Source organism: Parageobacillus thermantarcticus (assembly GCF_900111865.1).
Taxonomy (GTDB): domain Bacteria; phylum Bacillota; class Bacilli; order Bacillales; family Anoxybacillaceae; genus Parageobacillus; species Parageobacillus thermantarcticus.
This window is the reverse complement of the sequence record NZ_FOJS01000006.1, coordinates 1-18,735: the sequence shown is the minus strand read 5'-3', so window position 1 is coordinate 18,735 and position 18,735 is coordinate 1. Positions and strand designations below refer to the sequence as shown.

At 45.3% G+C, this 18,735-nt stretch carries 17 protein-coding genes, 3 tRNA genes and 1 pseudogene; 18 read left to right on the top strand and 3 right to left on the bottom strand.

What is annotated here, in order from left to right:
* Positions 1-46: 46 nt before the first annotated feature.
* Both BM278_RS05370 and BM278_RS05365 read left to right on the top strand, forming a co-directional pair.
* A complete protein-coding gene (locus BM278_RS05370) occupies positions 47-1,765 on the top strand; it encodes an ABC transporter ATP-binding protein (RefSeq protein WP_090948357.1) in 1,719 nt (572 codons plus the stop codon).
* Positions 1,765-3,561 (top strand): ABC transporter ATP-binding protein, encoded by a 1,797-nt coding sequence (locus tag BM278_RS05365; protein ID WP_090948356.1) that lies wholly within the window; start codon positions 1,765-1,767, stop codon positions 3,559-3,561. Before BM278_RS05370 ends, BM278_RS05365 begins: the two co-directional genes overlap by 1 nt.
* Before the next feature lie 31 nt (positions 3,562-3,592).
* On the opposite strand, the gene BM278_RS05360 is transcribed toward BM278_RS05365, so the two are convergent.
* Complete coding sequence (locus tag BM278_RS05360; RefSeq protein ID WP_090948355.1) at positions 3,593-4,240, bottom strand: MOSC domain-containing protein; 648 nt, start codon at positions 4,238-4,240, stop codon at positions 3,593-3,595.
* A gap of 9 nt (positions 4,241-4,249) precedes the next feature.
* Positions 4,250-5,254 carry an LLM class flavin-dependent oxidoreductase gene (locus tag BM278_RS05355; RefSeq protein WP_090948426.1) on the bottom strand — a complete coding sequence of 335 codons (1,005 nt, stop codon included), beginning with the start codon at positions 5,252-5,254 and terminating at the stop codon, positions 4,250-4,252.
* A 428-nt stretch (positions 5,255-5,682) separates the two neighbouring features.
* On the opposite strand from BM278_RS05355, the gene BM278_RS05350 reads away from it, so the two are divergent.
* From BM278_RS05350 to BM278_RS05295, 12 genes and pseudogenes are all read left to right on the top strand, one after another.
* Entirely contained in the window at positions 5,683-6,240 is a 558-nt protein-coding gene (locus tag BM278_RS05350) for a thioredoxin family protein (RefSeq protein WP_090948354.1), read from the top strand.
* A 314-nt stretch (positions 6,241-6,554) separates the two neighbouring features.
* Positions 6,555-6,941, top strand: a complete 387-nt coding sequence (locus BM278_RS05345) for a gamma-glutamylcyclotransferase family protein (RefSeq protein WP_090948353.1) — start codon at positions 6,555-6,557, stop codon at positions 6,939-6,941.
* A gap of 26 nt (positions 6,942-6,967) precedes the next feature.
* Entirely contained in the window at positions 6,968-7,657 is a 690-nt protein-coding gene (locus BM278_RS05340; protein ID WP_090948352.1) for an ABC transporter permease, read from the top strand.
* Positions 7,644-7,854: pseudogene (locus BM278_RS05335) on the top strand (type I glutamate--ammonia ligase); the annotation flags it as partial. The gene BM278_RS05340 and the pseudogene BM278_RS05335, both read left to right, overlap by 14 nt.
* 226 nt (positions 7,855-8,080) lie before the next feature.
* Positions 8,081-8,965, top strand: a complete 885-nt coding sequence (locus tag BM278_RS05330; protein WP_090948351.1) for a sulfite exporter TauE/SafE family protein — start codon at positions 8,081-8,083, stop codon at positions 8,963-8,965.
* Between the two features lie 262 nt (positions 8,966-9,227).
* Complete coding sequence (locus tag BM278_RS05325; RefSeq protein WP_090948350.1) at positions 9,228-10,193, top strand: MBL fold metallo-hydrolase; 966 nt, start codon at positions 9,228-9,230, stop codon at positions 10,191-10,193.
* 253 nt (positions 10,194-10,446) lie between these two features.
* Complete coding sequence (locus BM278_RS05320; RefSeq protein WP_090948349.1) at positions 10,447-11,241, top strand: SGNH/GDSL hydrolase family protein; 795 nt, start codon at positions 10,447-10,449, stop codon at positions 11,239-11,241.
* Positions 11,238-12,152, top strand: a complete 915-nt coding sequence (locus BM278_RS05315; RefSeq protein WP_090948348.1) for an ABC transporter ATP-binding protein — start codon at positions 11,238-11,240, stop codon at positions 12,150-12,152. The genes BM278_RS05320 and BM278_RS05315 overlap by 4 nt, the downstream gene beginning before the upstream one ends.
* Entirely contained in the window at positions 12,145-13,125 is a 981-nt protein-coding gene (locus tag BM278_RS05310; protein WP_090948347.1) for an ABC transporter permease, read from the top strand. Before BM278_RS05315 ends, BM278_RS05310 begins: the two co-directional genes overlap by 8 nt.
* Positions 13,126-13,354: 229 nt before the next feature.
* Positions 13,355-13,428 (top strand) — tRNA-Pro (locus BM278_RS05305).
* Between the two features lie 11 nt (positions 13,429-13,439).
* Positions 13,440-13,512: transfer RNA gene (locus tag BM278_RS05300), tRNA-Ala, on the top strand.
* Positions 13,513-13,522: 10 nt separating this feature from the next.
* A tRNA-Ser gene (locus BM278_RS05295) sits at positions 13,523-13,615 on the top strand.
* A gap of 215 nt (positions 13,616-13,830) precedes the next feature.
* Here the strand turns inward: BM278_RS05295 and BM278_RS05290 are convergent.
* A complete protein-coding gene (locus BM278_RS05290; protein WP_090948346.1) occupies positions 13,831-14,466 on the bottom strand; it encodes an FMN-dependent NADH-azoreductase in 636 nt (211 codons plus the stop codon).
* A 444-nt stretch (positions 14,467-14,910) separates the two neighbouring features.
* On the opposite strand from BM278_RS05290, the gene BM278_RS05285 reads away from it, so the two are divergent.
* The 4 genes from BM278_RS05285 (at position 14,911) to nfsA (ending at position 18,112) form a co-directional block, all read left to right on the top strand.
* On the top strand, positions 14,911-15,744 hold the full coding sequence (locus tag BM278_RS05285; protein WP_090948345.1) for a pirin family protein: 834 nt from the start codon (positions 14,911-14,913) through the stop codon (positions 15,742-15,744).
* A gap of 170 nt (positions 15,745-15,914) precedes the next feature.
* Complete coding sequence (locus tag BM278_RS05280; RefSeq protein ID WP_208601754.1) at positions 15,915-16,187, top strand: autorepressor SdpR family transcription factor; 273 nt, start codon at positions 15,915-15,917, stop codon at positions 16,185-16,187.
* Entirely contained in the window at positions 16,184-16,822 is a 639-nt protein-coding gene (locus BM278_RS05275) for an SdpI family protein (protein WP_090948343.1), read from the top strand. Before BM278_RS05280 ends, BM278_RS05275 begins: the two co-directional genes overlap by 4 nt.
* A gap of 540 nt (positions 16,823-17,362) precedes the next feature.
* Positions 17,363-18,112, top strand: a complete 750-nt coding sequence (nfsA, locus tag BM278_RS05270) for an oxygen-insensitive NADPH nitroreductase (protein WP_090948342.1) — start codon at positions 17,363-17,365, stop codon at positions 18,110-18,112.
* Positions 18,113-18,735: the final 623 nt, after the last annotated feature.

The window sequence follows — 18,735 nt, the reverse complement described above, 5'->3', positions numbered from 1 at the left end:
TGCAAGTAGAATGAAAGTTACATCATAGGCGCGGGGGAGTGAAACGATGCAGCAAGTGCTGTCTTACTTAAAACCGTATCGCAAATGGATGATCATCGCTTGGTCGCTTATGTTCATTGAGCTGTTAGTGGAATTGTGGCAGCCGCTGTTGATGGAAAAAATTATTGACAACGGGATAATGACGAAAAACCTTTCTGTCGTTTGGACGTGGGGAGCGGTCATGCTTGGCACTTCGCTGTTAGCGTTTGCTTCGGGAATTGCCAATTCATTTGCCGCCGCCTACGTTGGTCAAGAGTACGGGTTTTTGCTTCGAAAACATTTGTTTGAAAAAATTCAATCGTTTTCGTTTGCCGATTTTGAACGGTTTCCGACCGCTTCGCTCATTACAAGAATGACAAACGATGTGACGCAAATCCAAAACATGGTGTTTATGAGTTTGCGCATCGCTTTGCGGGCGCCGCTTCTTGTTCTATTTGGGGTAGTGATGTCTTTTGTCGTTCACGTTCAGCTGGCGCTTGTGTTTGCTGTTACTGTTCCGATATTAGTCGCGTTTCTTTTATGGATGATGACAAAAGCGACAGCGTCTTTTTCGATCGTGCAGCAAGCGCTCGACCGCGTCAACCGAGTGATGCGTGAAAATTTGGCGGGGATGCGCCTCATTAAGGCGTGGATGAGAGGAACATATGAACAGCAGCGGTTTATGAAAGCAAACGAAACGCTGATGGAACGGACAATCAGCGCGTTGCGTTTAGTAGAAACGATTACTCCCGTATTATTGTTTATTATGAATATGGCGATTATCGTCATTCTTTTCGTCGGCCGCATCGACGTTCAATTAGGAAGTGCGACGGCGGGGCAAGTAGTGGCAATTGTCAATTATACGACCCGCATTACCTCGGCGTTATCGATGTTTACATTTATTACGATGGCCTTTTCGCGCGCTAAAGCATCGGCTGGCCGTGTTGCTGACGTATTAAGCGTGAAAGTGGATATTGAAGATGATCAACAAGCAAGCGAAAAAGTCTCCGGACAAGGAGAAGTCCGCTTTGAACACGTGTCATTTCGTTATCCGAATAGTCACGCTCTCGTTTTAAAAGATATTTCATTTGTCGTTCACCCTCATGAAACAGTCGCGATTTTAGGCGCAACTGGTTCAGGAAAATCGTCGTTGCTTCAGCTGATTCCCCGTCTGTACGATCCGATTGACGGGCGGGTGATGGTCGATGGCGTCGATGTTCGGCAAATAAAGCAAGAACAGTTGCGCGCATTCATCCGTTTCGTTCCACAGGAAGTATTGCTGTTTTCTGGAACGATTGCCGAAAACATCCGTTTCGGAAACGAGCGCGCTTCGATGGAAGAGATTATCCAAGCGGCGAAACACGCGCAAATCCATGATACGATTATGAAGTTTCCAAATGGATATGACACGGTCATTGGGCAAAAAGGAGTAAACTTGTCCGGTGGGCAGAAACAGCGTCTTTCGATCGCAAGGGCGCTCGTTGGAATGCCGAAAATTTTATTGCTCGATGACAGCACAAGCGCCTTAGATTTAAAAACGGAAGCAAAATTGCTGCGGGCGCTAAAGGAATATACGTGTACAACATTTATTGTGACGCAAAAAATTCAAACAGCGATGGAAGCAGATACGATTTTTTTGCTAGATGACGGAAAGCTTTTAGCAAAAGGTAGCCATGATGAGCTGCTAGAGAAAAGTGAGTTGTACCGGAAAATTGTAGAATCACAGTTTGGAAAGAAGGGAACATAATGTTGCGACCGCGACATAGCACGATGGCAACTGTCGGGCAAAAGCAACAAGCAAAAGACAACATCGGAACATTGAAGCGACTTTGGTCATTTCTTTCTCCGCAAAAAGGATGGCTTATTGCCGTTGTCGCAATGGTCATCATTAGCTCTTGTTTAAGCCTTCTTGGCCCGTACGTAGTCGGAAGAGCGATTGATGCCTACATCGTCACGAAACGGATGGACGGTTTTTTTCTTGTTGTGGCGCTTCTTCTTTTTATTTATGCGTCACTTTCTGTATCCACTTTTTTGCAAAGCTACTGGATGATCAGAGTCGCCCAAAAAACGATTTATGCCATTCGGCAACAGCTGTTCCGCCATTTTCACGAACTACCGATTTCGTTTTTTGACAAGCGCCAGCAAGGGGAATTGATGAGCCGGATCACGAACGATATCGAAAATATGAGCCAAACGTTTAACAGCACGGTGATTCAAGTGATATCGAGCACGCTTACGCTTGTTGGAGCGATCTGCGTCATGCTTTGGCTAAGTCCGCTTTTAACGTTTGTCACTTTACTTGTTGTTCCACTGATGTACATTGGGATGAGATGGATTACCAACCGCACGCAAAAACGGTTTCGCGAGCAGCAGCGCTGTTTAGGAGAGATGAATGGGTTTATTGAAGAAGTGATTTCCGGGCAAAAAATCGTGAAAATGTTTGCGCAAGAACGAAGAGTGATTGACGAATTTTTGCGGAAAAACGAAACATTGAAACAAGCTGGATTTTGGGCGCAAACATATTCTGGATTTATCCCGAAACTAATGAACTTTTTAAACAACTTAAGCTTCGCGCTTATTGCCGGCGTCGGCGGTATTTTAGCGCTGAAAGGAATGATTTCCATTGGGGTTATCGTCGTATTCGCCGAATACGCGCGCCAATTTACCCGGCCGTTAAACGATTTGGCGAACCAATGGAATACGCTGCTTTCGGCGTTAGCCGGAGCGGAACGGGTGTTTGAAATTTTCGATATGGAAAAAGAAGAACAGGATGAAACAGGAGCCATCTCGCTTGACTACATCCAAGGAAAAGTAGAATTTGACCATGTCGTGTTTTCTTATGACAAAAAGCAAGATGCGATCCGCGACGTCAGCTTTTCCGTTTCTCCGGGAGAAACGGTGGCGCTCGTCGGTCCGACCGGTGCGGGGAAAACGACGATTTTGCAACTGCTGGCCCGCTTTTACGATCCGGATCGCGGCCATATTTTCATTGATGGGCACGATAGTCGCTCGATTAAACGGGCAAGTCTGCGCGCCCATATGGCGTTTGTTTTGCAAGATACGTTTTTGTTTGAAGGGACGATTCGCGACAACATTCGCTACGGAAAATTAGACGCGAGCGATGAAGAAGTCGAGCGGGCGGCAAAATGGGCGAACGCGCATTCGTTTATTATGAAGCTGCCGAACGGTTATGACACGGTGTTAAAGCAAGATGGCGGCGGCATCAGCCAAGGCCAAAGACAGCTGTTGGCCATCGCCCGAGCAATGGTGGCAAACCCGTCGATTTTAATTTTAGACGAGGCAACAAGCAATATCGATACAGTGACTGAAATGAAAATTCAGGAAGCACTCGAACGGCTGATGAAAGGGCGGACATGTTTTGTCATCGCCCATCGGCTCAATACGATTCAAAACGCCGACCGCATTCTTGTTTTGAATGAAGGGAAAATTATCGAACAAGGCACACACGAATCGCTGCTAGAAGCAAAAGGATTTTATTATGATTTGTATCATCATCATTTGCAAAAAGAAGAAGTATCATAAAAAACGACTTGTACATGCGCGTACAAGTCGTTTATTTGTCAGCGATGGCGGAAAGCCTTGCCGCAAACGCTTTGCGCCAGCTTTCCGACAAGGCTGGTTCCGCGATGATTTTTTGCATTGCTTCGCCATCTGTTTTTTCAACATAGTAAATGTGGTTGACATATTGGACAGATAACCGGGTCTGGCTGCGTTCAACAAGTGTGAGCTTATCCCCTTGTTGAATGATTCCTTCTTGCAACACCCGAAAATAAAAACCGGTTCGCCCTGTTTGCTGCACGGCAAGCGGAAGGTCCGGAAGGCCGTGCCGTTTGGCGAGCTTAAAGCAAGGCTGCCTTGGCTGGGAAAGTTGAATGACGGCGGTTCCGACGGAAAAAATATCGCCGATGCATACTTGCTCTTCTGTAAGTCCTTCTAACGTAAGGTTTTCTCCAAACGCGCCAGGAGAAAACGGGCGGTGATACCGTTTTTCCCATTCGGCGAAATGTTCGGACGGATAGGCGCAAATCGCTTTGTCATATCCGCCGTGATTCACTAAATCCGCTTGTCCATCTCCAGCAAAGTTGTGTTTTGTCACGAAGATCGGTTCAAGCACAGGTTTTTTATAAATTCCCGTTGTGAGCGGTTTTCCATCGATTATCACTGTTTGCGGCGCGCCGACGTTGACAGAAATCACTTTCATTTTGTTCCTCTACCCCCATACTTCTTCGGCAATTAATTGGAATGACGTCAATTTATCTTGAAAATCATACGTAATCGTGACCAACATGATTTCGTCGGTTTCATATGCCTCGCTTAATCGGAAAAGCTGTTCTTTCATTTGTTTCGGTGTGCCGACGATCATCCGCTTGCGATTTTCAACAACCCGTTTGCGCTCAAACGGGCTGTATGGGTAAGCCATCGCTTTTTCCGGGCTTGGCGTGCCGTTCGACATCATGCCTTGCTCAATCATCAACAGCGATAAATCCAGACTTGATGCCACCCATTCCGCTTTTTCTTCCGTTTCGGCGCAAATGGCGAACACGGCGACCATATTGCGCGGCTTATCCAAATATTTTGATGGAACAAACTGTTCGCGGTACAATTTCGTATAATATTCTCCGCCTTCGCCGTTAATAAATTGAGCAAACACATACGGCAACCCTTTTTGCGCAGCAAGAAGCGCGGTGGATGAGCTTGAGCCGAGCAGCCACACATCGGGCGCTGTCTGAACGTTTGGCGTCGCCTTTAGCCCGTGCAACGGATGTTTTTCTGGCAAATCGTTATGCAAATAAGCAAGCAAATCGTCAATTTGTTCTGGATAGCGATCTATATCTCTTCGCTTTCCTTCTTGCAAGGCGATCGTTGCGATCGGCATGCCGCCAGGCGCCCGTCCGACGCCTAAATCGACCCGGCCGGGATGAAGACCTGCGAGCACTTTAAAATTTTCCGCTACTTTATAGGCGCTATAATGCGGAAGCATGACTCCGCCCGACCCGATGCGAATGCGCGATGTTTTTGCGCCAATATGGCCGAGCAGCACTTCCGGAGATGAGCCGGCGAGGCTGTTTGTATCGTGATGTTCCGATACCCAAAAACGTTCATAGCCGAGTTTCTCGACAAATTGCGCGAGCCGGACGGTATTCGCTAACGCTTCTTCCGCGGTCATGCCTTCGGCGATCGGAGACTGGTCTAAAACGCTTAATTTCAGGCGCATGAAAAACATCCTTTCGTGATCTAATGCGTTTTTTAGGAAATTCTCCCATAAAACGATAAGACATTTATATTCATTATGGTTCAATTTCAAAAAAATGTCTATTAATTTGCCTGTAATATATTTTAACATTTTTTCCTCCGCTTATCCGCGGGCCGCGTCCTAGTTATGGTGTAAAACTTCTCTCTCCGTTCAGTAAACTTGGGTAACCGGAAAATAAAACTGCTTTTTTATACAATTTCCGGAACTCCATTATTTGCAGGAATGTTTTCTACATTTTCGGTATAAGACCTAAACGCTTATGAGCGTCGTGAATGACGTGAATGCTATATGTATGTTTATTCGTTCATCCGTTGAAGCGGGGATTTGTGATTCGCTTTGTTGCTTTGGTATAATAAAGTAAAATATGGATTTGGAAAGGGTGTGGATATATGCCAGCAGTTGAATCGAACATGTTCCCGTTAGGCAAAAAAGCGCCGTCGTTTGAACTGGTGAATGCGGTTGATGGAAAAACAGTCCGCTTGGAAGACGTCAAATCGGATGTGGCCACGGTGATTATGTTTATTTGTAACCATTGCCCGTTTGTCAAACACGTGCAGCATGAACTCGTCCGCCTTGCCAACGATTATCAGCCAAAAGGAGTGACGTTTGTCGCGATTAACTCGAACGATGTCGAAAAATATCCGGAAGACTCGCCGGAAAACATGAAAAAAGTGGCGGAAGAATTAGGGTATCCGTTCCCATATTTATTTGATGAAACACAAGAGGTGGCGAAAGCGTATCAGGCGGCGTGCACTCCAGATTTTTACGTGTTTGACCGCGATTTAAAATGTGTCTACCGTGGACAATTGGACGATTCGAGACCAAACAACGGCATCCCGGTTACAGGCGAGTCGATTCGTGCCGCTCTTGATGCATTATTAAACAACGAACCGGTGCCAGAAAAGCAAAAGCCGAGCATCGGTTGCAGCATTAAGTGGAAAGAATAGTCAACTCTTGACATTCCCGCATCGATCGATTAGCATAAAACGAGCATCGTTTGTTACGGAACGGTTGCAATGAATATCGATGCTCCCTTTTACACTGAAAACAAAAGTGATATCGCTTTTGGCGGTATCACTTTTTTTGCGGCGGTCCGTTTCTGTCGAAAAGGCAAATTCACGCTGGCGCAGCTTCGGAGCTGCAAGGATGGATGAGAGGTAGGGCTTCCATTGTTTTTGTTTTTTCGGTATGGTAAGTAGTAGATATCATTTCTACTAATAACCATAATATTGTTATGTAAACTTATGAAGGGAGAAAAGAAATGAGACCGCTGCTATACCGTGTGTTTGTGTATGGAACGTTGCTAGTCGGAGAGGAAAACCATCATGTCGCGGCACCGTACATCCGCGATATCCAGCCGGGGAAAGTGAAAGGCCGTCTTTATCATGTCGGCGCATATCCCGCGCTCGTTATCGAAGAAGAAGGAGAAGTAGTTGGCGAATGGTTGACGGTAACAGAAAAAGGGTTGCAAGCGATGGATGAGCTCGAAGGGTATGAAGAAGGAGGGCAAAATAACGAGTACGAACGGGTTTGGATTAAAGATATCGAGCAGCCGATCGAAGGATATGTATATGTATACCCGAAAAGCAAAGCCGCCCACCTTCCGCTTATTCCGTCAGGGTCATGGCGGCATCGGCATATGGACTAACTGCTACGTGAAAGAAGGTGCTTTGATTGAACGAAATCAGTCATACGTCGCTTTTCGTCATATGGCTGTTCATCCTTGTGCCGGTATTTGTATCTTACCGCCAATCATTAAAATTGGAAAAAGACATTATTTGGTCTTCATTGCGCGGCTTTGTTCAACTACTCCTATTAGGATATTGTATTTCTTACCTTTTTTCTCTAGAAAAATGGTATGTCATCATTGGTTATGTGCTATTGATGGTCGCTGTCGCCTCGTTCAATGTTTCAAGGCGGGGAAATGATACAAAACGCACGTTTTTTCTTGTTTTTTTCAGCATGATCGTTTCTGTCGGGATTCCGATCATGTTATGGCTGATTTGCCGCATTATTCCGTTTCAGGCGCGGTACATGATTCCGGTTGCCGGCATGTTTTCCGGAACGGCGATGGTCGCTGCAAGCGTCGTATTAGAAACGATGAAGCAAGGGCAGCGCGAAAATATAAAACAGCACGCGGTCAAAATCGCGATGATTCCAACGATCGATTCTTTAAAAACAATGGGGCTTGTACAAATTCCCGGAACGATGACGGGAATGATTTTGGCGGGTGCGGAGCCGATCGCTGCGGTGAAATATCAAATTTTTATTGTGTTTACCCTTCTTGTTGTTGCCGCGATTTCCTCGATTATCGTTTGTTTTCTCAATTATCGATCGTTTTATCAAACCAACGATCACCAATAAATATGGGCTGCGTGCCACGTTTATGCCAAAGCCGGTGTTCGGTATCAATGGCTCCGGCATGCATGTGAACATGTCGCTATTTAAAGACGGAGAAAATGCGTTTTTTGATCCAAATGATGAAAACCAATTGTCGAAAACGGCTTATCAGTTTATCGCTGGTTTACTCGCGCATGTTTAAAAGCTTTGCCGCCGTTACGGAACATATATCAAGCGAAATTTTAAACGGAAAAGATTGCGCTAGCAGCCTTCTTTGTAAATTTTGATAGAAAAACGCTGCATAACACTTAGGCAAAATAGGGTTCAGATAATGAGTCTGAACTCTATTTTAATTTTTTATAATTCAAAGTTGACAACTATGAATACTTGGTATTAATGTATTAATTAATAAAAATATTCTATCGTTTCAAACGGAGGGACACTGAAGTGAAAAAGTTAATCGTATTTGTGATTGTCGGATTTATCGCACAGCTTATTGACGGTTCGCTCGGAATGGCATATGGGGTCACATCAACAACGCTGTTGCTTGCGTTTGGAATTACTCCTGCGGTCGCCTCTGCATCGGTGCATTTAGCGGAAGTAGTCACGACAGCAGCTTCGGGCGTGTCGCATATGAAATTCGGAAACGTCGATCGCGACATGATGATCAAATTAATTATTCCCGGCTCGCTCGGCGCGTTTGTCGGCGCTTGCTTTTTAAGCAATCTTCCGGGGGATCTCATCAAACCATATGTTTCGCTATTTTTGCTGGCGCTTGGATTTTACATCATGTACCGGTTTTTGTTCCTTTCTGCCAGACAAGATCAACAGCCGCCACGAAAATTTTCGAATAAGCAACTTGTCCCGCTTGGTTTAGTGGCCGGTTTTCTAGATGCGACTGGCGGAGGAGGATGGGGCCCGATTTCCACCCCTGTTCTTCTTGCCAACAAAGGAATGGAAGCGAGAAAAGTGATTGGAACGGTTGATACGTCAGAGTTTGCCATTGCTTTATCCGCAACGATTGGCTTTGTTATTTCGTTAGGTTGGGAGCAAGTCAATTGGTTTTGGGTAGGAACGCTCATGTTAGGAGGCATTATCGCTGCGCCAATCGCCGCGTGGCTCGTCCGCAAGTTGCCATCCCATTTGCTTGGGGTGTTAGTCGGGGGATTAATCATTTTTACTAATGTTCGCACATTGCTTCATGCGTGGGAGGTTCCTGACAAATGGTATCCAGCCGTATACGGCGCTATCGTGCTCGGTTGGGCCATCTCGATATGGTTGGCGGTTCGCAACCATCGGAAAATGTCGCTATCTAATGATCTTGCGTCATAAAAATAAGCGAAAGGACATGTCGCGGATTGAAAAGTAAACGTTCCTTGATGCTGGGATGGAGAAACAGCCCGTTTATCCAGCACGTCAAGTTAATGCCTTTATTCAAAAACAACACGAGGAGATATAGATGTAAGGTAGATCGTATAAGACATAAACGATGGAAGATGGATAATCGGAAATCGTTTATGTCTTCTTTATTGTGGAGATTCTCTTTTTTATTTGTTAGAATATTAAAATAAATATAAAAATGGGAGATGACATTATGCAAAAACCGGTTGACTTAGGATATGGTATTTCCATGATTGACTTGTATGATTTAGGAGTTGCACAGCGCACCGGTACATATGTGCTTCATGAAGAGCAACCAGCCATTATCGAGACGGGGCCGAGCCCTTCCGTTCCGCATTTATTAAAAGGATTGGAAGCGCTTCATATTGATCCTGCGGATATCCGCTATATTATTGTGACACATATTCATTTGGATCACGCCGGCGGTGTTGGGATGCTGCTAGAAAAGTGTCCAAATGCCCTTGTTGTCGTCCATCCGAAAGGGAAGCGGCATTTGGCAGACCCATCGCGATTAATCGCTGGGGCGAAAGCGGTGTATGGGGAGAAATTTGAAAAATTGTTTTCCCCTGTTTTACCGGTTCCAGAGGACCGTCTTATCGTAAAAGAAGATGGCGATACACTTACGCTCAGCGACAAGCGTGAACTGACGTTTTTTGATACGCCTGGCCATGCCAACCATCATTTTTCGATTTACGATTCACGCAGCCGCGGCGTTTTTACCGGCGATACGATCGGGGTATTTTATCCGCAGTTGCTGAAAAATGGCTTGGAATATTGTTTGCCATCCACTTCCCCAAACCAATTTCGGCCGGAGGCGATGCTGCAATCGGCGGAACGTCTCGAACAGCTTCAGCCTAAACGCATTTATTTCGGTCATTTTGGCATGCTAGAAAACCCTCGCACCGCGTTCGAACAGCTTCGGTTTTGGCTTCCAAAGTTTATCGAGGCGGGAGAAAAGGTGATGGCGGAACACCACGAAGCGCCGATGCGCGAAAAAGCGGAAGCAGTGTATCAAGCGCTATATCAAGAGGTCAACGCCTTTTTGCAAGCAAAAAATATTCCGTCGACATCCGAAGCGCACGATATCATCCGCCTCGATCTGCAAGTATGTTCGCTCGGAATTGTCGATTATTTGCAAAAGACAATTAATCAAGGTTAGATGGGAATGGTTGTGTTATTTCTGATGCAATGCGATTGCCGATGCAAGGCTAGTTTCATCGTATTTTGAAAAGGAACATTCGAAGTGCATCAAGTGTATACCGATTGAGATAAATGTATATCCAGAAAATGGTTCGAACATAATGGGCTTGGTAACATCACCAAGCTGTTTTTTTGTGCAAAAAGCCATACGTTAGGCAACGTCAAGAAAATGTTGTATGATAAAAAAATAAAGATAAAGAAAGGATGATTGCATGCGCCGCGGTATTGTTGGCATCATCACGATTGTATCCGCGCTGGCAGGAATATTATGGCTTGGCGGCCTCGCCATGGCGATTCAAGACCAATTTTTTGCCGCCAAAGCGCCGCCGGCAGGCACGGCAAAATATCCAAAAGAGGAGAAAACGGATAACCGTGGAATTTATATTGTTGCCCTCGGCGACTCGCTGACAAGAGGAACGGGAGATGAAAGCGGAAAAGGATATGTCGGCTATATGGTTGATCAGCTCCGCCAAAAAACGGCGAAGCCGATTCGCGTCACAAACTTGGCCATAAAAGGGCAGCGGTCTGCCGGACTTCTTCAGCAATTAGGACAAGCCGAAATCGAGCGGCAGTTGAAATTAGCCGACATTATTGTCATGACGATCGGCGGCAATGATTTATTTCAAGGTGGGGAAGCGCTGAAGCTTGCGCCAAAGCAGATTGAACAAGCAAAAGCTTCGTATTTGCGCAATTTAGACCGCATTTTTCAAACGATTCGCCGCATCAACAAAGATGCCGTCGTTTTTTACATCGGGCTTTACAATCCATTTAGCGATCTCGGCGATGCGAAGCAAACGTCAGCGATCGTACGGCAGTGGAATTTTGCTTCAGCAGAAACAGCGGCTCGCTATTCGAATATTATCGCTGTGCCAACGTTCGATTTGTTTGCGCTTCATGTTAATGATTATTTGTACAGCGATCATTTCCATCCGAATAAGGAAGGGTACAAGCGGATTGGCGAACGCGTCGCTTCCTTAATTACATTTACAGAGGGGGACGAAAAGTGACGAAGCAGGCGACATTAATCGTAGAAAATTTGCGCAAAACGATTCGCCGCAAAGAAATTATTAAAGGTATTTCGTTTGAACTAAAAGAAGGGGAAGTATTCGGCTTTTTAGGGCCAAACGGCGCGGGAAAAACGACGACGATCCGCATGCTCGTCGGGCTCATCAAGCCAACGTCCGGGCGCATTTCCATCTGCGGCTATGACCTCGAGCGTCAGTTTACGAAAGCGATTCGCCATATTGGTTGCATCGTCGAAAATCCCGAGTTATATCCGTATTTAAGCGGCTGGGAAAACCTCGAGCATTTCGCGCGCATGGTTCCAGATATTCCGAAAGCGCGAATGAACGAAGTGGTCGAACTGGTCGGGCTGCAAAACCGCATTCATGATCGTGTCAGCACGTATTCGCTTGGGATGCGGCAGCGCCTCGGCATTGCCCAAGCGCTGTTGGGAAAGCCAAAAGTGCTGATTTTGGACGAGCCGACCAACGGGCTTGATCCTGTCGGCATCCGCGAAATGCGCGAATTTATCCGCTTTTTGGCGGAAACGGAAGGATTAAGCGTCTTAGTGTCTTCCCATTTATTAAGCGAAATTCAGCTGATGTGCGACCGTGTGGCAATTATGGCGAAAGGGACGATGCTTCGGGTTGATACGGTGGAACATTTGTTAAAAGAACAAGCGCGTGTCGTCTGGAAAGCCGAGCCGCTGGAGGCGGCAAAAGCGATATTGGCGGCGGAAACGTCGATTTTTCGAACAGATGGGGACACGTTGATCACCCCATACGAACCAAAAAAACTTTCCGTGTGGAACAAGAAGCTTGTCGAAGCAGGGGTTGCCGTCCATGAGATCCAGCCGAAACTGCCGACGCTCGAAGATTTGTTTATCGAATTAACGGGAGGAGAGACAATTGAATAATCTCGTATACAACGAAATGTTAAAAATTGTCCGCAAAAAACGTCTGTTTGTCATTGCTGCGATCGTCGCCGTGCTCGTTGCCCTTTTTACGTACGCGCAATTTAAGCAGGTCAAGGAGCTGCAAGAACGTTTAGGGACGAGTGATTGGCGGACGCAGCTTCAGCAGCAAATTATCGACGCGCAAAATCGGCTGAATTCGAGCAGCATTTCGGAAGAATGGCGGAAATATTTGCAAATCCGCCTCCAACAACAGCAATACTATTTAGAGCATGACATCAACCCATCCGCCCCTGGCGCGCCGACGTTTATGCGCATGTTTATCGAAAATGCGATCGATTTGTTTCTCCCGCTTTTAGTCATGGTCGTTGCCGCTGATTTAGTATCATCAGAAGCAAGCGGCGGAACGATCAAGCTTTTGTTGACAAGGCCGGTGAAAAGGGGAACGATTTTGCTTAGCAAATACATAGCTCTTCTTTTAGCGATTTCGTTTATTTTGCTGACGGTCGCTTTGCTTTCTTATTTGATTTCAGGAATTGTATTCGGGTATCACGGATGGCGTCTGCCATTGCTCACAGGTTTCACCATTAACGGGGAGGACCTAAATACGGAAGGGGTTCATTTGCTTCCGCAATGGAAATACGTGTTAATCGAACTAGGGCTTGCCTGGTATGTTGCGATTGTCGCTGGGACATTAACGTTCATGCTTTCTGTATTGATGCGCAGCACCGCCGCGGTGATGGGCATTATGCTTGCGGCGCTGATTTCCGGAGCGATTTTATCCAATATGGTGTCCTCATGGGAGTCGGCGAAATATTTGTTTATGGTCAACCTTCGCCTTACGGATTACATCAGCGGAACGGCGCCGCCAATTGACGGAATGACGCTCGGATTTTCCATGACGGTGTTAGCGGTGTGGGGGCTTTTGGCGCTTGCCATCGCGTTTATTGTGTTTACGAAGCGCGACGTATATTAAAAAAAGAAAGGGGACGAGACCCAATAAGCATTACCCGCTTTAAGGGTTTCGTCCTTTTTTTGCTAAACGTGTTTGCAACAAAAAAGTATTTTTTATTTTTTAAATAGTAAAAAATAAATGAATTTAGGAGTGGAGTAAAAAAAATCGATAAATCTATTGACTTTTTTATTTTTTTCGTTAGAATAATAATTGCCGCAAGCGATAGAAACTATCGATTGCGGCGAGATGTCGGGAAGTAGCTCAGCTTGGTAGAGCACATGGTTCGGGTCCATGAGGTCGCAGGTTCAAATCCTGTCTTCCCGATCATTCATGATGGGGCCTTAGCTCAGCTGGGAGAGCGCCTGCCCCGCACGCAGGAGGTCGTCGGTTCGAATCCGATAGGCTCCATCATTGAACTGGAGGAGTACCCAAGTCCGGCTGAAGGGGTCGGTTTCGAAAACCGATAGGGGTGTCACAGCCCGCGGGGGTTCGAATCCCTCCTCCTCCGCCATTACATATTCAAGTGAGAGTGCACAGCTTGTCGATTCACATCGACAAGCTTTTTTATTATAGCGATAAAATGAGATCACATCTGATGATTGGCACAATCTCTTTCTGTTCAGCGAACTTGGATTATCGGAAAACAACAACGTTTTTTGTCGTTTCTTTAACTACATCGAAAATGGCCTGTCCTTCATGAAAGGAACAGGCCAAAATTTGCTTTCATTAAAAGTTTTTCGCTACTTCTTCCGCGCGCTTGATCGCGTTTTGCTTAATGGCTTCAGCTTCATTTGGGAATTGCGCCATCCCCTCGGCAATTACAGATTGTACGTCGGTAATCCCGATGAAGCCGAGTATCGCCCGTAAATAACGATCCCCAAATTCCAATTCTTTCGTTGGCCCTTCTGAATAAATTCCGCCGCGTGCTTGAATGTGTACCGCTTTTCTTCCTGTTAATAGCCCTACCGAACCGTTTTCCGTGTAACGGAACGTTTTTCCTGCGATGCAAATCGTATCAATATAAGCTTTCATTTTTGGCGGAAAAGTAAGATTCCACATCGGTGTGACAAACACGTATTTATCCGCGCTGATAAACTGATCTGTTAGTTCGTTAATGCGGCTTATTTTTTGCTTTTCTTCCGCGCTTAATTGTTCAAACGATTGTCCTTGCTGTAGTTTGCCCCAGCCGTTCAATACGTCGGCATCGATATAAGGGATGTCGGTGCGGTAAAGGTCTAATTCGATAATCTCGTCTTGCGGGTTTTGTTGTTTATAAGCGTTCAGAAACGCTCTGCCGACGGATAAGCTGTAAGACTCTTCTTCTCGTTTAGGGTTTGCCGTAATGTACAATAATTTTGCCATGTTTTTTGCTCCTTTCATTGCGATGAATTAATGCGTTTGTTAAACACTATATACATCGGCATTACATGTAGCATAGTGTTTGAACGTTAATATAATAATGTAACTGACTTACTTTTGTAAAGTGAAGTACTTTTTTCTATAAATTTAAAAATTTATATCAGTAAGAAAAAAGTAAATTATCTCGAAAACATAAAGGGAGTGAAAAGAAGCGCTTGCCTGCGTGCTAGGCTTTCGCTTTTGCAAGAGATGTTTCATCAGCGAAAAGAAATCGTTTCAAAACGCGCAAAGCATGATGGAGCAGCGCGAACGAAGCTTCTATCCGTTTTGGATATAAGAAAGAGATGCCGCTAGAGATAGAGAAATAAATCGTTTGCATTTATCAGCTATATTGGGGTACGATACAAATGAAAGTTGCTTGCAAGCAAGGGATAAGGGGGAAACAAGATGCCGGTACAGCGTCGCATCCGCCGCGTAAAAACGGTGCAAATTGAGACAAACAGCCCGATTCACCGCAGCGGCCAAGTATTAGAGCCAGGAAATTGGCAAGAATACGATCCGTTTTTATTGCTAATGGAGGATATTTTTGAAAGAGGAACGTTTGACTTTCATCCACATCGCGGGATTGAGACGGTGACGTACGTTATAGACGGACAGCTGGAACATTTTGATAGCAAAGCTGGTCATGGAACGTTAGGACCGGGGGACGTGCAATGGATGACTGCGGGCAGAGGCGTCATTCATAAAGAAGATCCGGCCCGTGGCTCAACGGTACATAGCTTGCAGCTGTGGATTAATTTGCCGAAGGAGAAAAAAATGACGGAGCCGCGCTATCAAAATTTAAAGGCGGAGGACATGCCGATCCGCCAAGAAGATGGGGCGCTGATCCGCGTGTTTTCCGGGTCGTCGCAAGGGGTAAAAGCACCGACGCTCAATCATGTTCCCGTAACGATGGTTGAAATGATATTGGAACCGGGGGCAAGTGTCGTGCAAGATTTGCCGGGAAGCTACAACGGCTTTTTTTATATTTTAGAAGGAAGCGGGACATTCGGCGCCGATAAAACGGAAGGAAAAGCAGGGCAAGTATTGTTTTTAAGCCGTGCCGAAAACGAACCGGAAAGTGAAATTACCGTTATCGCCAAAGAAAAGCTGCGCGTCCTCCTTTATGCCGGCGAGCCAGTCAACGAGCCAGTTGTTGCTTACGGACCGTTTGTGATGAACACGCAAGAAGAAATCCGCCAGGCGATCCGCGATTACCAAGAAGGAAAATTCGCTGAATAATAGAGACAAAAAGCGTTCCGAAGTGGGACGCTTTTTTCTATTATCGATATTGCCAAACGTTTTTTATTTTGGAAGAATATTGACAAAGATCAAAATATTTTCTATTCTAAAATTAAATAATTAGATAATTTTCTAAATAATAAAATAATGATGGTGAACGTAATATGAAAATGAACCTTGTGTATAAAGCACTGGCCGATCCAACGAGAAGGGACATTCTCAACTTGTTAAAAAACAAGAATTTAACGGCGGGGGAAATCGCCGATCATTTCCGCATTTCCAAACCGAGCATTTCCCATCATCTTAATTTGTTAAAGCAGGCAGATTTAGTGCACTCTGAAAAAGAAGGGCAATACATCTATTACTCTATCAACACGACGGTATTGCAAGATGTACTTGCGTGGCTTTTATCTTTGCAAGAAGGAAAGGAGAAGACGGAATGAAAAAGCATTGGTATTTTTTCTTGCTAATCATCATTATGGCTGGAGTTTCGCTGTGGGCATATGTGCAATTGCCCGACCAAGTTCCGACGCATTGGAACTTTTCAGGGGAAGTTGACGGCTATTCTTCAAGGCTATTTGTTGTTTTATTTGGACCTATTTTTTTAACTATTATTTATGGAATATTTCTTGGAGTGGCGAAAATCGATCCGCGCAATGAGAATTACGAAAAATTCGCGGGAGCACATCGCGTTGTCGCGAATGCGGCGCTAACGTTTTTTGCCGTCATTCATATCGCTGTTATTTTCAATGGTCTTGGCTATGATGTCAATATCGATTGGATTGCACATATAGGATTAGGCCTGCTTTTTATCATTCTCGGAAATTATATGCCAAAAATCAAAGCGAATTATTTCATGGGCATCCGCACGCCGTGGACGCTGGCGAATGAAACGGTGTGGGCGCGCACACACCGGTTTGGCGGCAAAGTATTTTTCATTGGCGGAATCATCATCGCCGCATCCGCTTTTGCGCCATCTTCCATTCGCGTTGTGCTTCTTATTGCGTCGATCGTCTGTATCGCCATCGTACCGATCGTATATTCTTATGCCATTTATAAAAAGGTGGCTGATAAATAAGAAGAGAGGGAGCAAGTGCTGGAAAATATGCTAAAAAGAAAACGGAAAAAGCGCTCTCATTTCGTGGACATCCAAGTTTATCGGACGCAGAGGGAAGGTTTACGCGATAAGTGAAACGCAGCCAAAACGGCACACCGTGATCAACAAAAGTGTTCTTTTCAGCGTTTTTGGAGAGGTGGCAACTTGTTTTCATTGTCTGCCTCTTTTTTATTGTTCATTTGTTATGAAAAGTTGAATGAAGAGGAGGAGTTTGCTCGCCGTTTCGCTATTGCCATGAAACTAAATGGTTTCGTATAATCAAAACGCAACCAAAAAGTTTCGTATTAAATGTGGAGGTTAAAATAATGACAGCAGAAAACATAGCAAACGGCATGTTGCCGCATATTCGCCACACGAATTACGTGGAAAATGGCGAAGGACATATTGTTGATGATGGTGATGATAAATAAACAACTTGGAAAGAGTCAATCATTTTTTGGCTCTTTCTTTTTTGGTATGATAAAAAAGCAAAGCGATTAATGGTAATAGGGGGCATTCATGATGAATCCAGTTATTGAAACGATTTTGCAGCACCGTTCGATCCGCAAATTTGAAGACCGTCCGTTAACGGACGAGCAAATTCGCACGATCGTCGAATGCGCGCAAGCGGCGTCGACATCAAGCTTTGTGCAAGCGTATTCGATCATTGGGGTAAAGAATAAAGAGACGAAACGAAAGCTTGCCGAACTAGCGGGAAATCAGTCTTATGTCGAACATAATGGCCATTTCTTCGTATTTTGCGCCGATCTTCACCGTCATGAAGTGGCTGGCGAAATGGAACAGAAAGATGTGCTGCCATCGCTTGAGAGCACGGAAAAATTTATGGTTGCGCTCATCGATGCGGCATTGGCGGCGCAAAACGCAGCTATCGCCGCTGAATCGATGGGGCTTGGCATTTGCTATATTGGCGGGTTGCGCAACAACTTGCCGGAAGTGTGCAAGCTGCTGAAAGTGCCGAAACGGGTCATTCCTCTCTTCGGGCTGGCTGTCGGCTATCCGGCGCAGCAACCGGACAAAAAACCGCGCTTGCCGTTTGAACACGTGTATCACGAAGAAACGTACGAGCAAGACCGGACAAAGTTCGAATCACAATTGCGGCAATATAATGACACCGTATCGGCGTATTACATAAAACGCACAAACGGCAAACGACGCGACACATGGACCGGGCAGATAGCCAACATGCTCAGCAACCCTGCTCGCATGTATATGAAAGAATTCGTGGAAGGAAAAGGATTCAATCTTCGTTAATCTCGCTTCTTTTGAAAGCATGGAAATTAAATATATAGCCGTAATCCCTTATGTATCAAGGGATACGGCTTTTTGGTTTTTCAATCGATATCCCTAACGACCACATTCACTACCGATTTTCATTTTTTTGTTGTACATGACCTCTAATTTTCATTCAATGACGATTGATCAAGTCCGCAAATTGTGTCAAAACAAAACGGTAAAAAGCGATTTTATTTTCCCATAAATCTTATTTACTGTGCTAGTAATGGAATTTTACACAATAATTTGGACTTAACTTGACGAGGTCAAGTCCTAATTATTGTGTAAATTCCCCTTTGATAGACAACATGGACCTGATGACTTGACGTATGGTAGGCAAGTCCGGCAAGTCTCCCTGCCAGTCGCCTTCCCGGACAAACGATCATGTTGTCAAGGAACAGGCGTGTCAAGGAGCTTTCGCGGCATATCCTCGCTTCGCTCCGGTATTCCACGTTCTCCTTGACACAGCGAAGGGGTTACCCTACTCTTTTCATCTCCGAAACTTCCTGATTCACCGATCGAGCTTCTTGCTCTTTCGTTTTCCGCCACTGCCAATATTCGGACATATCTAAGTATTTACGTCCCGACATCCATTTTTCATC

Bases quoted from the DNA above. Each gene is read 5' to 3' on its own strand.
- BM278_RS05370 (WP_090948357.1), top strand. From the start codon at position 47: ATGCAGCAAGTGCTGTCTTACTTAAAACCGTATCGCAAATGGATGATC.
- BM278_RS05365 (WP_090948356.1), top strand. From the start codon at position 1,765: ATGTTGCGACCGCGACATAGCACGATGGCAACTGTCGGGCAAAAGCAA.
- BM278_RS05360 (WP_090948355.1), bottom strand. From the start codon at position 4,240: ATGAAAGTGATTTCTGTCAACGTCGGCGCGCCGCAAACAGTGATAATC.
- BM278_RS05355 (WP_090948426.1), bottom strand. From the start codon at position 5,254: ATGCGCCTGAAATTAAGCGTTTTAGACCAGTCTCCGATCGCCGAAGGC.
- BM278_RS05350 (WP_090948354.1), top strand. From the start codon at position 5,683: ATGCCAGCAGTTGAATCGAACATGTTCCCGTTAGGCAAAAAAGCGCCG.
- BM278_RS05345 (WP_090948353.1), top strand. From the start codon at position 6,555: ATGAGACCGCTGCTATACCGTGTGTTTGTGTATGGAACGTTGCTAGTC.
- BM278_RS05325 (WP_090948350.1), top strand. From the start codon at position 9,228: ATGCAAAAACCGGTTGACTTAGGATATGGTATTTCCATGATTGACTTG.
- BM278_RS05320 (WP_090948349.1), top strand. From the start codon at position 10,447: ATGCGCCGCGGTATTGTTGGCATCATCACGATTGTATCCGCGCTGGCA.
- BM278_RS05290 (WP_090948346.1), bottom strand. From the start codon at position 14,466: ATGGCAAAATTATTGTACATTACGGCAAACCCTAAACGAGAAGAAGAG.
- BM278_RS05285 (WP_090948345.1), top strand. From the start codon at position 14,911: ATGCCGGTACAGCGTCGCATCCGCCGCGTAAAAACGGTGCAAATTGAG.
- BM278_RS05280 (WP_208601754.1), top strand. From the start codon at position 15,915: ATGAACCTTGTGTATAAAGCACTGGCCGATCCAACGAGAAGGGACATT.
- BM278_RS05275 (WP_090948343.1), top strand. From the start codon at position 16,184: ATGAAAAAGCATTGGTATTTTTTCTTGCTAATCATCATTATGGCTGGA.
- nfsA (WP_090948342.1), top strand. From the start codon at position 17,363: ATGAATCCAGTTATTGAAACGATTTTGCAGCACCGTTCGATCCGCAAA.